Origin of the sequence: Coprococcus hominis (ex Arizal et al. 2022) (genome assembly GCF_040094675.1) — a bacterium.
GTDB classification, from domain to species: Bacteria; Bacillota; Clostridia; order Lachnospirales; family Lachnospiraceae; genus Coprococcus_C; species Coprococcus_C hominis.
Genome location: NZ_JBBNHG010000024.1, coordinates 32,726 through 44,633, shown reverse-complemented (window position 1 = coordinate 44,633; position 11,908 = coordinate 32,726). Strand labels below are relative to the sequence as shown.

The 11,908-nt window shown below is 45.1% G+C and carries 11 protein-coding genes and 1 tRNA gene; 9 read left to right on the top strand and 3 right to left on the bottom strand.

The window, feature by feature from the left end; translation table 11 throughout:
* Positions 1-4: 4 nt before the first annotated feature.
* The 3 genes from AAAT93_RS02630 to AAAT93_RS02620 all read left to right on the top strand — a co-directional run bounded on the left by AAAT93_RS02630 (position 5) and on the right by AAAT93_RS02620 (position 1,648).
* Positions 5-889 (top strand): bifunctional riboflavin kinase/FAD synthetase, encoded by an 885-nt coding sequence (locus AAAT93_RS02630; RefSeq protein WP_021985411.1) that lies wholly within the window; start codon positions 5-7, stop codon positions 887-889.
* Positions 880-951, top strand: a tRNA-Arg gene (locus AAAT93_RS02625). The genes AAAT93_RS02630 and AAAT93_RS02625 overlap by 10 nt, the downstream gene beginning before the upstream one ends.
* Before the next feature lie 31 nt (positions 952-982).
* Positions 983-1,648: a hypothetical protein gene (locus AAAT93_RS02620; RefSeq protein ID WP_021985412.1), complete on the top strand. Its 666-nt coding sequence runs from the start codon at positions 983-985 to the stop codon at positions 1,646-1,648.
* Between the two features lie 53 nt (positions 1,649-1,701).
* On the opposite strand, the gene AAAT93_RS02615 is transcribed toward AAAT93_RS02620, so the two are convergent.
* Positions 1,702-2,181, bottom strand: coding sequence for an Lrp/AsnC family transcriptional regulator (locus AAAT93_RS02615; protein ID WP_021985413.1), 480 nt, complete (start codon positions 2,179-2,181; stop codon positions 1,702-1,704).
* 100 nt (positions 2,182-2,281) lie between these two features.
* On the opposite strand from AAAT93_RS02615, the gene AAAT93_RS02610 reads away from it, so the two are divergent.
* From AAAT93_RS02610 to metA, 3 genes are read left to right on the top strand one after another with little or no spacing between them, the layout of a single operon-like run.
* Positions 2,282-2,992 (top strand): pseudouridine synthase, encoded by a 711-nt coding sequence (locus tag AAAT93_RS02610; protein WP_227572768.1) that lies wholly within the window; start codon positions 2,282-2,284, stop codon positions 2,990-2,992.
* A gap of 18 nt (positions 2,993-3,010) precedes the next feature.
* Complete coding sequence (gene ligA, locus AAAT93_RS02605) at positions 3,011-4,957, top strand: NAD-dependent DNA ligase LigA (protein WP_227572922.1); 1,947 nt, start codon at positions 3,011-3,013, stop codon at positions 4,955-4,957.
* A 48-nt stretch (positions 4,958-5,005) separates the two neighbouring features.
* Positions 5,006-5,929 (top strand): homoserine O-acetyltransferase MetA, encoded by a 924-nt coding sequence (gene metA / locus AAAT93_RS02600; RefSeq protein WP_227572772.1) that lies wholly within the window; start codon positions 5,006-5,008, stop codon positions 5,927-5,929.
* On the opposite strand, the gene AAAT93_RS02595 is transcribed toward metA, so the two are convergent.
* Positions 5,919-7,250, bottom strand: a complete 1,332-nt coding sequence (locus AAAT93_RS02595) for an oligosaccharide flippase family protein (protein ID WP_227572773.1) — start codon at positions 7,248-7,250, stop codon at positions 5,919-5,921. The genes metA and AAAT93_RS02595 overlap by 11 nt on opposite strands.
* Positions 7,251-7,304: 54 nt before the next feature.
* Here AAAT93_RS02595 and AAAT93_RS02590 point away from each other — a divergent pair, with 54 nt between their 5' ends.
* Entirely contained in the window at positions 7,305-8,489 is a 1,185-nt protein-coding gene (locus tag AAAT93_RS02590) for a cysteine desulfurase family protein (protein ID WP_227572774.1), read from the top strand.
* On the opposite strand, the gene AAAT93_RS02585 is transcribed toward AAAT93_RS02590, so the two are convergent.
* Entirely contained in the window at positions 8,486-9,307 is an 822-nt protein-coding gene (locus tag AAAT93_RS02585) for a histidinol-phosphatase HisJ family protein (RefSeq protein WP_227572775.1), read from the bottom strand. The genes AAAT93_RS02590 and AAAT93_RS02585 overlap by 4 nt on opposite strands.
* Before the next feature lie 253 nt (positions 9,308-9,560).
* Here AAAT93_RS02585 and gap point away from each other — a divergent pair, with 253 nt between their 5' ends.
* A complete protein-coding gene (gap, locus tag AAAT93_RS02580) occupies positions 9,561-10,583 on the top strand; it encodes a type I glyceraldehyde-3-phosphate dehydrogenase (RefSeq protein ID WP_021985420.1) in 1,023 nt (340 codons plus the stop codon).
* 96 nt (positions 10,584-10,679) lie between these two features.
* Complete coding sequence (locus AAAT93_RS02575; protein ID WP_021985421.1) at positions 10,680-11,894, top strand: phosphoglycerate kinase; 1,215 nt, start codon at positions 10,680-10,682, stop codon at positions 11,892-11,894.
* Positions 11,895-11,908 lie beyond the last annotated feature (14 nt).

The window sequence follows — 11,908 nt, the reverse complement described above, 5'->3', positions numbered from 1 at the left end:
TGACGTGAAGAAACTAGCATACAATGACGTGAATATCGCAGATACTGTTGTGGCACTTGGAAAATTTGAGGGCTTGCACAAGGGACATATGTTGCTTATCAACAAAGTATTGCAGTTGTCCCATGAGGCAGGAAAACAATCGGTCGTATTTTCCATCGACATGCCGGGCACAAAGCGCATCTATACAATTCCAGAGCGGGATCGGCTGTTGGAGGAACTTGGTATAGACTGGAATGTTACTTGTGAATTTACGAAGAAGTTTGCGGCGATGAAGCCGGAGACATTTGTCAAGGATGTGTTAGTGGAGCGGCTGCACCCGGAATATGTGGTCGTCGGCAATGATTTCCGGTTTGGCAAAAACCGGCAGGGCGATGTGACGATGCTGCAGGAATATGGAACCCGGTATGGCTTTGAAGTGCTTGCGTTTGAGAAGCTGCGGGAGCAGGGGACAATTATCAGTTCCTCCTATATCCGGGAGCAGATTGAACAGGGGGCAGTGGATGTCGTCCGTGAATATATGGGACGCCCATATAGTATTTCCGGGATTGTCCAGTATGGAAAACAGCTTGGAGCTACAATTGGATTCCCAACAGCCAACTTGATTCCAACGGAAGAAAAATTGTTAGTGCCAAATGGCGTATATGAGACGCGTGTCACAGTGAATAACCAGCATTATCGCGGTGTGACGAACGTGGGAGATAACCCGACCGTGGACGCAGATCATAAAATTAAGGTGGAGACAAATATTCTGGATTTCAATGAAAATCTATATGGAACCTGCCTGAAAATCGAATTTTTACGACAAATTCGAAAAGAAATAAAATTTGATAGCATAGAAGCCTTGAAAAATCAGATCAAATCGGATATACTAGAAGTCGCGCACCAGTAGCTCAGTGGATAGAGCAATGGCCTCCGGAGCCATGTGCGGAGGTTCGATTCCTCTCTGGTGCATTTTTGTATATTGTTGTTCGAAGGAGGACATATGAGTAAGAAGGGTAAAAAAGGAAAGAAAAAGATAGCAGGCCTGATGCTGTTCCTTGGCTGGATGATCTTTATTCTGCTTGCCGTTGTATTCTATTTCTATTTCTTCTCGGATCTGGATCTGAGAATGTTTAACAAAGACAAAGCGACGCAGACGGATGCACAGCAGACGAACCAGACCGGCTTTTCTTACGAGACAAATGCAAATCTGGATATCAATTCCCTGATTATAGAGTATTATGCAGCGTTGGCGGTTTGCGATCAGGACAAGCTGAAGACCTATGTTACAGATCCAAGCCAGTTCGATGATATGACCGTTTATCAGCAGCGTTCCGCTGTGATCAAGGCATATTCAAATGTGAATTGTTACACGATGCCGGGATACACGGAAGATGCGACACTTGTGTATGTAACAAGCAACTTGAGTATGGCGAACATTACAAGTGTTCCTCTGAATATTAATCAGTTCTATGTTGTGAAAACAGCAGATGGATATAAGATTGATAATTCAGCACATTCGCAGGAAGTTACGAATTACATCGAGACACAGAGTCAGTCAACGGATATTCAGAATCTGTACAAAGCAGTACAGGATAACGTAAACAGTTGTATTGCAAATGATGCGGCATTCGCAGAGTTCTACAATACGATCAGTTCCGGACAATAATAAAAAATAAGGGCTGTTGTTCGTCAACAGCCCTATTATTATATCCATGTATTTTACAAGAAATCATCCGCACCATCTTCGTCTTCGTCCTCATCGGCTGCACGGACATCAATGCCACGTGGCGGAACCGGAGTGGAGAATACGATCTGTGTTTCTGTGTTTCCGTATTTCTGGAGTTGCCCGATGAAAGTATCAAGCTCCATTGTGCTAGGGAAGCATACTTTAATCAACATGGAGTATGCACCGGTAACGCAGTTACACTCCAAAACGTTCGGACATGCTTGGATAAACGGGTAGAATTCCGGTTTCCGTTTTGGATCGAGCGCCATGTTTATAAAGGCTGTAATGTGATACCCGAGAGACACTGGGGCAACACTTGCGTGATAGCCGGAGATGATTCCGCTTTTCTCTAAACGCTCAATACGGGCAGAGACAGCGGGGGAGGAAAGAAATACTTTGCTTGCCAGATGCTTCAATGGATATCTGGCATTTTCCTGTAATAAGTGAAGAATTTTTTTATCAATATTATCCATAATATGCCTCCTTTACACTTTTTCTAAAATTTATAAAGCGATTATACAACTGTTAATATAGAAATGCAACTATAAAATTAATAAAATTAAGGGGAATGTCATGTCTAACGAAATTCGATTAAATAAATACTTAAGTGAAGCAGGAATCTGTTCCCGCCGGGAAGCCGACAGGCTGATTGAAGCCGGAAAGGTAACGGTGGATGGAACAATCGCGGATCTTGGGACACGCGTCGGCGATTCTTCAGTTGTTACCTGCAATGGAAAGCCGGTACATCTGCATACGAAAAAGGTGATCTATGCATACAATAAGCCGATCGGACAGGTCTGTACATCGAAGGATGCTGATCCGGACAGTATCTTCCGGTATGTAGAGTTCCCGGAGCGGGTAAACTATGTAGGACGTCTTGATAAGGATTCGACCGGACTTTTGCTTCTTACAAATGACGGAGATCTGGCAAATGAGATCCAGCGCTCCAGAAACAATCATGAAAAGGAATACCATGTGCGAGTCAACACAGATATCACAGAAGATTTTATTAAGAAGATGTCGGAGGGCGTTGAGATTTTAGATACGGTAACGAAACCATGTAAAGTCAAAAAGACCGGAACGAGAAATTTCTCGATCATATTGACACAGGGATTGAACCGGCAGATCCGGCGGATGTGCGATGCATTGCATGTACGGGTTGTGCACTTAAAGCGTGTCCGAATCATGAATATTCGTCTTGGAAGCTTACGACCGGGTGAGTTTCGGACGCTGACGCGGGGCGAAGAACAGGAGCTGCGGAGACTGGTGCAGAAGAGATTGTGACAGGAAAAGGAGAAAATGATGGATGCAAAAACAGAGCGTATGAAAGAATTGGTGGAGCTGTTAAATCAGGCTTCCAAAGCATATTATCAGCAGGATACAGAGATCATGTCCAATCTGGAATATGATGCGTTGTATGATGAGCTTGCGGCGTTAGAGCAGGAGACCGGTCTGATCTTATCCAAAAGCCCGACACAGAATGTCGGTTACGAGATCATCAGTGAGCTGCCGAAGGAACGGCATCCGGCCCCAATGTTATCTTTGGACAAGACAAAAAGTGTTGAGGATCTGGCAGCGTGGCTGGGTGATAAAACAGGAGTCATGTCGTGGAAGATGGATGGACTGACGGTTGTATTGACTTACGAGGATGGCGTGCTTGTGAAGGCAGTCACACGTGGAAACGGCGAGATTGGTGAGGTCATCACGAACAATGCGAAGGTATTTGCGAATCTGCCGAACCAGATCGCGTACAAAGGTCCGCTTACGATCCGTGGCGAGGCGGTCATTACCTATACAGATTTTGAGCGTATCAATGCCACGATTCCGGATATTGACAGCAAATATAAAAACCCGAGAAACTTATGCTCCGGCAGTGTGCGGCAGCTCAATAATCAGATCACAGCCGAGCGGAATGTGCATTTCTTTGCGTTTAATATGCTTGATACCGGAGATGCGGAAATCGATGCAACGATGAATTCAAAGTTTGATTTCCTGACTTCACTTGGTTTTGAGGTTGTGGAACACGTCGATGTCACAGCGGCAACGATGCAGGAGATGGTCACACATTTTGCAGAGAAAATCGAGACGAACGATTTCCCATCTGATGGACTCGTGCTTTCGTTTGATGATGTGGAATATGGTAAAAGTCTTGGACGGACAGCGAAATTCCCGCGGGATTCGATCGCATTTAAATGGGCAGACGAGGAAGCGGAGACAACGCTTCGGCATATTGAGTGGAGTCCGTCCCGTACCGGGCTGATCAATCCGGTGGCAGTCTTTGATGCGGTATCGCTCGAAGGAACGTCTGTGAGCCGTGCCAGTGTCCACAATGTGAGCATTGTGAAGCAGTTACAGCTTGGAATCGGTGATACGATCAAGGTGTATAAGGCGAATATGATCATCCCGCAGATCAGTGAGAACCTGACGAAATCCGGTACACTCGAGATTCCGGATACTTGTCCGGCGTGTGGCGGTAAGACAGAGATCCGCGAGGACAATCAGGCACAGACGCTTGTATGTCCGAATCCGGCATGCCCGGCAAAGGCAATCAAGCTATTCACACATTTTGTATCACGAAACGCGATGAACATCGATGGTTTATCTGAGGCAACGCTGCAGAAGTTCTTAGACTGCGGCTTTATTGAAGAGTTGTATGATATCTACCGGATTGACCGCTATGGGACAGAAATCGTGAAATTAGAGGGCTTTGGGCAGAAGTCTTATGACAATATGATGGAGAGCATCGAGGCAAGCCGTACGACACAGCTTGCGCGTGTCCTGTATGGACTTGGAATTTTGAACGTCGGTACCGCCATGGCAAAATCCATCTGCAAATATTTCAAAGATGATGTGGAGGCAATTATCCATGCCGATGCAGCGCAGTTTGCCGAGATTGAGAAGATCGGCGATGTGATCGCAGAGGGCATTGAGGCATATTTCGCAGATCCGAACAATATCCGGGTACTGCGTGAGATCTTGAAGGAAGTGACACTTGTCGTCGAGGAGAATACGGCACCACAGGATCTCGAAGGCAAGACATTTGTCATTACTGGTTCACTCAATCATTTTGCAAACCGGGATGAACTTAAAAAATTGATCGAAGACCGTGGCGGAAAAGTCGCAGGCAGTGTTTCTTCGAAGACCACGTACCTGATCAATAACGATGTATTATCTTCCTCATCGAAGAATAAAAAGGCGAAATCATTGGGAATTCCGATTATTTCCGAGGATGATTTCTTGCAGTTATAAAAAATTCGTGGTATGCTTTAGCTTTAGAGAAGAAAAGAGGTTTTAGAGATGCCGATTAGAATAGACAACGATCTGCCAGTGAAGAAAGTACTGGAACAGGAAAATATATTTGTGATGGACGAACACCGTGCTATGACACAGGATATACGTCCACTTGACATTTTGATTTTAAATCTGATGCCGTTAAAGGAAGATACGGAGTTGCAGCTTCTGCGCAGCCTGTCGAACACACCGTTGCAGGTAAATATCTCCTTTATCCGCACAATGTCCTATGAATCAAAGCATGTGTCCGAATCCCATCTGGAGCGTTTCTACAGTGATTTTGAACACGTGAAGAATAAGAAATGGGATGGTCTGATTATTACCGGAGCGCCAGTCGAGAATATGGAGTTTGAGGAAGTGGAGTACTGGGATGAGCTGACAGCCATCATGGACTGGTCAGTTACGAATGTTACATCCACACTGCATATCTGCTGGGGGGCACAGGCAGGACTTTACTATCGTTATGGAGTGAAGAAATACCAGCTTCCAGCGAAATTTTCTGGTGTGTACAAGCATTATACGTTCCATAAGCGGACACCGCTGGTACGTGGATTTGATGATTCATTCTTAGTGCCACAGTCCCGCTATACCGGTGTGGATAAGCAGGCAATCGTCGATAATCCGCTTCTGGAGATCGTCGCAGAGTCCGATATTACAGGACCATACCTGATTATTGGAGAGGACGGCAAGAACATCTTCGTAACCGGACATCCAGAGTATGATACATTTACACTTGATCAGGAATATAAGCGTGACATCAAGCGTGGATTAAATCCGAACATTCCGGTCAATTATTACCCGGATGATGATCCGGAGCAGAAGCCGATCAAGTCATGGAGATGTCATGCGAATACACTCTATGCAAATTGGCTCAATTATTACGTCTACCAGAGCACCCCTTACGACTGGACGAAGAAGGTTACGAATTAAGGGACGCAAGCTTCGTGATCGTGAGTGCGTTGTGGAGCAGGTAGCCACCGAACATGCCGCATATGTATGCGTGGATGCCAAAATGTGGCACAAAGAAGATAATACATAAGATCCGCACGCTGATGCCGAGAATATTGTAGATTAAGTTCTGGGTGGCGTAGCCGATTGCGTTCATAACGCTGGAAAGCGTTGTGGAGAGATAAATAAACGGACATAGAAATCCCATCAGCTGTAGCAGCGTTCCTGCTTCAGCACTTTCAAAGGCAAAGGTACAGATTGTTTTTCCGAAGAGTATATACAGGACACAGGCGAAGCTTCCAAGCATGATGCAGAAAAGAGCACTTGATACAAGTGCTTTTTTTATTGCTTCCGTATCGCGTTTCGCACACGCGTAAGAAATGGATGGAAGCAGCATCGTGGAAAGCGAGTTCGTGATCGTTGCCGGAAAAAGCAGAAATGGGATCACGATACCGGTGATGATACCGTACATTTCCATGCTTGTATCGGCGTTGTTGTAATACTGGAAAAGAAACGTCGGAAGTATGATTGCTTCAAAACTGGAAAATAACGTAAAAATCAGGTTGTTGGAAGTAATTGGAATAATGTCTTTCAGCATTGGAATCATAAGGGATGATTTCTTTTTCACTGAAATGCACATATCTTTATCTGGCAATCTGTTCGCTTGATTCTGCTTTCTTCGGAACAAGATATAACAGCTGACCGCGTAAAATGTGGCGCCCATCTCGCCGATCACAACACCGAGTACAGCCGTTTTGGCGTCGACATGATCCTGCATATAAGAGATGGCAAGAAGGTAGACGGAACCAATCCGTATAATCTGTTCGATCAACTGGCAGCTTCCGGAGAAAACCGGTTTTTCATGTCCGATAAAAAATGCATTGATGCAGGCTTTTATGGCGACAAATGGAACCGCTGGTGAGAGAATGCGCAACAGGATACGGCAGTCGGTATTTTTCAGGATATGCATGGCGATGAAGTCACAGCCAAAGAAAAAGCAGGCAGAGACAAGCAGGCTCAGCACAAAACTCAAAAATCCACCGAAGCAAAGCGCACGGCGGGTATCGGAATATTTTTTCTTGCCAAGCAGATAGGATACATGTTTGGTAATTGTCGTTGCGATTCCCTGACAGCAAAAAGAAATGCCTAAGATGTAAAGTGGAAAAATAAGCTGATAAGTTCCAAGCTCTTTAACACCAATCAGCCGGGTCAGGAATATTCTATTATAAAAGCCGAGACATTTGGTCAGGATGCCGGTTATGGTCAGTATCAGGGTTCCTTTGATGATGGTTCGTTTTGACATGATGCTCATTCCTGCCAGAGTCTTGGTTTATTATATTGGATAGGGCGATAAAATATGACAGTTTATATGGATCACGCAGCGACGACGAGCACCCATCCGGAAGTGATTCGTGCCATGCAGCCGTACTTTCACGACAAATTTGCGAACCCTTCCGGCATTTACAGTATCGCAAAGGAAAACCGGCAGAAGATAGAAAAATGCCGTCAGATGATCGCGGATACCCTGCATGCGAAAAAGAACGAGATTTATTTCACGGCAGGCGGTTCGGAGGGCGATAACTGGGCGTTAAAAGAGATTGCAGACACATACAGTAAAAAGGGCAGACATATCATCACGACAAAGCTGGAGCATCACGGAATCCTGCATACATGCGAATACCTCGAAAGGCATGGATTCGAGGTCACATATCTGGATGTGGATATATACGGACGTGTGAATCCGGTACAGGTGGAGCGGGCAATCCGGAAGGATACGATTTTAATATCCGTGATGTTTGCAAACAATGAGATTGGAACGATACAGCCGATCGGTGAGATCGGAGCAATCGCCAGACGGCACAATGTATTATTTCATACGGATGCGGTGCAGGCGTATGGACAGATTCCAATTGACGTTGCATGCCTGCAGGTCGATCTGCTTACTGCGAGCGGACACAAATTCCGCGGACCAAAGGGAACCGGTTTTTTATATATGCGGGAAGGGGTGCGTCTGCAAAGTCTGATCCACGGTGGGGCGCAGGAACAGGGACTTCGGGCAGGCACAGAAAATGTACCCGGTATCGTCGGACTTGCGACCGCCGCATACATTGCGGATGCAGCGATGGAACAGCGGATGCAGTATGAAATCCAGATCCGTGATTATATGATCGGTGAACTGCTTACAACGATTCCGTACAGCCAGTTAAATGGACACCCGGAGCAAAGACTTCCAAACAATATCAATGTGTCCTTTCAGTTCGTTGATGGTGGATCACTGCTTGTCATGCTGGATACGCTTGGTATCTGTGCCTCCGGTGGATCGGCATGCACATCTGCATCGAAAAAACCGTCCCATGTATTAAAGGCAATCGGACTTTCTGACGAGCTGGCACGCGGCACGATACGGCTGACAATCGGGGAAGAGACAACAAAAAAGGATGCAGACTATGTGATTGACTGCATCCGGGAACTCGTCGGGGGACTGCGGGAACAGTCGCCTTTTTATGAAGATTACCGGTCACGTATGTACGCGCCAGATTAAGGAATTTTATGGAATTCTGGTTTGCGTTCTTTGAATGTCGTATAGTAACGGAAACCGTGGGAGAGCAGCAGCTCTCTTGCAACATCAAAGCCATAGCCAATATGCTCCGCATGATGCGCGTCGCTTCCGACTGTGATGATTTCTCCGCCGGCGTCCTTGTACATTTTCAGGATATCTGTATGAGGATGCGGGAAGGAGAGACCGCGGTATAAGCTTCCGGTATTGATCTCAATACCCTGACCACGGGCGACAAGAATCTGAAACAGCTCTTCAAAGATATCTGCATAATTGCGAATATCAAAAAGATCTGCCTTCGTCTTTCCGTAGCGCACGATATAATCAAGGTGTCCGCATACATTGAAGTTATCAAATTCTTTTACACAGGCAAGCAGCGTTTCAAAATAATGACGGTAGGCAGTCAGGTCATCTTTCCCTTCAAAATATTCCGGGTAATATGGATCCATGCCGTCGACGACATGCAGGCTGCATATAATAAAATCCAGTTCCGGGTGTGCCTGCACGAATGTGTTTAATTTTTTCGTTGTCGATGGCATCACGCCAAGTTCCACACCCACGCGAAGATCAAACTCCGGGACAAGCTTCTCAGAAAGAGCGTGGTAAGTGCGATAGTAGGAATCCAGATCTAAATCAAAATCCACGTCCGGTTCCTCAGGCCGGACCGGGAAATCCATGTCATAATGATCTGTAACGCAGAGGGCAGACAAGCCTTTTTCTTTTGCGGAGGCGATCACTGCCTGCATTGGTTCGTCACAGTCACTGGAAAAATCCGTATGAAAATGATAATCGGGAAATAGCATGGTTTAATCCTCCTGTAAAATATAATGCATAAAATACTATGATTTCACGAAAGCTATGATTGCTAATTATAACGTATAATCTTATAAAATCCAATAAATTTGGAAAATCACGCACTTTTTGAAAAAAATTACAAAAAATAGTCTTGAATTTTACTATAAAAGAAGTTATGATATTTGATGTAAGTTTTTAGATGAATTACTGCAGCCATGCAGTATTTAAATCTTAATAATTAAAACTTAGGAGGATTAAAAAATGGCAGTAAAAGTAGCAATTAATGGTTTTGGACGTATCGGACGTCTTGCATTCAGACAGATGTTTGACGCAGAAGGTTATGAAGTAGTTGCAATCAACGACTTGACAAAGCCTTCTATGCTTGCTCACCTTTTGAAGTATGATTCATCACAGGGTAAGTATCAGTATGCAGATCAGGTTTCTGCTGATGATGAAGCAGGTACAATCACAGTTTGTGGTAAGACACTTAAGATCTATGCTGAGGCAGATGCTAAGAATCTTCCATGGGGAGAGCTTGATGTAGACGTTGTACTTGAGTGTACAGGTTTCTATGTATCAAAGGCTAAGTCACAGGCTCATATCGATGCAGGTGCTAAGAAGGTAGTTATTTCAGCTCCAGCTGGTAACGATCTTCCTACAATCGTATATAGCGTAAACGAGAACACACTTACAGCAGATGACAAGATCATCTCTGCAGCTTCTTGTACAACAAACTGTCTTGCTCCTATGGCTAAGGCACTTAACGATTACGCTCCAATCCAGTCAGGTATCATGTCAACAATCCACGCTTACACAGGTGATCAGATGGTACTTGATGGACCACACAGAAAGGGTGATTTCAGACGTGCTCGTGCAGCAGCTGTAAACATCGTTCCTAACTCAACAGGTGCAGCTAAGGCTATCGGTCTTGTTATCCCAGAGCTTAATGGAAAGCTCATCGGTTCTGCACAGAGAGTTCCTGTACCTACAGGTTCTACAACAATTCTTACAGCAGTTGTTAAGGGTAAGGACGTAACTAAGGAAGGCATCAACGCTGCTATGAAGGCTGCAGCTTCTGAGTCTTATGGTTACAATGAGGAGCAGATCGTATCTTCAGATATCGTTGGTATGAGATATGGTTCACTCTTCGATGCTACACAGACAATGGTAGCTCAGATCGCTGACGATCTGTACGAGGTTCAGGTTGTTTCTTGGTATGATAACGAGAACTCATACACAAGCCAGATGGTTAGAACAATCAAGTACTTCGCTGAGTTGGCTTAATTTAGTCAGACTCTTTTAGAGAAGACCTACAAGGGTCCGGTCTTAATTGGACCGGGCCCTTATTTTTATCATTTCAAAATCCAGGAGGAATTTATAATGTCATTAAATAAGAAATCCGTTGATGATATCAACGTAAAGGGACTTCGTGTTCTTTGCAGATGCGACTTTAACGTACCTTTGAAGAACGGCGAGATTACAGACGAGAATCGTCTGGTTGCAGCTCTTCCAACAATCAAGAAGCTGATCGCTGATGGCGGTAAGGTTATCCTTTGCTCTCACCTTGGAAAGGTTAAGACAGAGGAAGACAAGCAGACAAAGACTCTTGCACCAGTTGCAAAGAGACTGACAGAGCTTCTTGGACAGGAAGTAAAGTTTGTACCAAGCTTAGAGGTTGTTGACGATACAGTTCGTGCAGCTGTAGACGCTATGAAGGATGGCGAGGTTATCCTTCTTGAGAATACACGTTTCAGAGCAGAAGAGACAAAGAACGGAGAGGCTTTCTCTAAGGATCTTGCAAGCATCTGTGACGTATTCGTAAACGATGCATTTGGTACAGCACACAGAGCACACTGCTCAAACGTTGGTGTAGCTGCACTTGTTGATACAGCTGTTGTTGGATATCTGATGCAGAAGGAAATCGATTTCCTCGGAAATGCAGTTGAGAATCCTGTAAGACCTTTCGTTGCTATCCTTGGTGGTGCAAAGGTTGCTGATAAGCTGAACGTTATCTCTAACCTTCTTGAGAAGTGCGATACACTCATCATCGGTGGTGGTATGGCTTACACATTCCTCAAGGCTAAGGGATATGAGATCGGTAAGTCACTTGTTGACGAGACAAAGCTTGACTACTGTAAGGAAATGATGGAGAAGGCTGAGAAGCTTGGCAAGAAGCTTCTGCTTCCAGTAGACTCTGTTATGATCGACGATTTCCCTAACCCAATTGACGATCCTACAATCGCTACAACTATCTGCGATGCAGACAAGATGGATGCATCTAAGGAAGGCTGCGATATCGGACCTAAGACAATCGAGCTTTACTCAGAGGCTGTTAAGACAGCTAAGACAGTTGTATGGAACGGACCTATGGGTGTATTCGAGAACCCGGTTCTTGCAACAGGTACAAAGGCAGTTGCAGCAGCACTTGCTGAGACAGACGCTACAACAATCATCGGTGGTGGTGATTCTGCAGCAGCTGTTAACCAGCTTGGCTATGGCGACAAGATGAGCCACATCTCAACAGGTGGTGGAGCTTCACTTGAGTTCTTGGAAGGTAAGGAACTGCCAGGTGTTGCAGCAGCTAACGATAAGTAATTATATTTAAGGAG

Bases quoted from the DNA above. Each gene is read 5' to 3' on its own strand.
- AAAT93_RS02620 (WP_021985412.1), top strand. From the start codon at position 983: ATGAGTAAGAAGGGTAAAAAAGGAAAGAAAAAGATAGCAGGCCTGATG.
- AAAT93_RS02615 (WP_021985413.1), bottom strand. From the start codon at position 2,181: ATGGATAATATTGATAAAAAAATTCTTCACTTATTACAGGAAAATGCC.
- AAAT93_RS02610 (WP_227572768.1), top strand. From the start codon at position 2,282: ATGTCTAACGAAATTCGATTAAATAAATACTTAAGTGAAGCAGGAATC.
- ligA (WP_227572922.1), top strand. From the start codon at position 3,011: ATGGATGCAAAAACAGAGCGTATGAAAGAATTGGTGGAGCTGTTAAAT.
- metA (WP_227572772.1), top strand. From the start codon at position 5,006: ATGCCGATTAGAATAGACAACGATCTGCCAGTGAAGAAAGTACTGGAA.
- AAAT93_RS02595 (WP_227572773.1), bottom strand. From the start codon at position 7,250: ATGTCAAAACGAACCATCATCAAAGGAACCCTGATACTGACCATAACC.
- AAAT93_RS02590 (WP_227572774.1), top strand. From the start codon at position 7,305: ATGACAGTTTATATGGATCACGCAGCGACGACGAGCACCCATCCGGAA.
- AAAT93_RS02585 (WP_227572775.1), bottom strand. From the start codon at position 9,307: ATGCTATTTCCCGATTATCATTTTCATACGGATTTTTCCAGTGACTGT.
- gap (WP_021985420.1), top strand. From the start codon at position 9,561: ATGGCAGTAAAAGTAGCAATTAATGGTTTTGGACGTATCGGACGTCTT.
- AAAT93_RS02575 (WP_021985421.1), top strand. From the start codon at position 10,680: ATGTCATTAAATAAGAAATCCGTTGATGATATCAACGTAAAGGGACTT.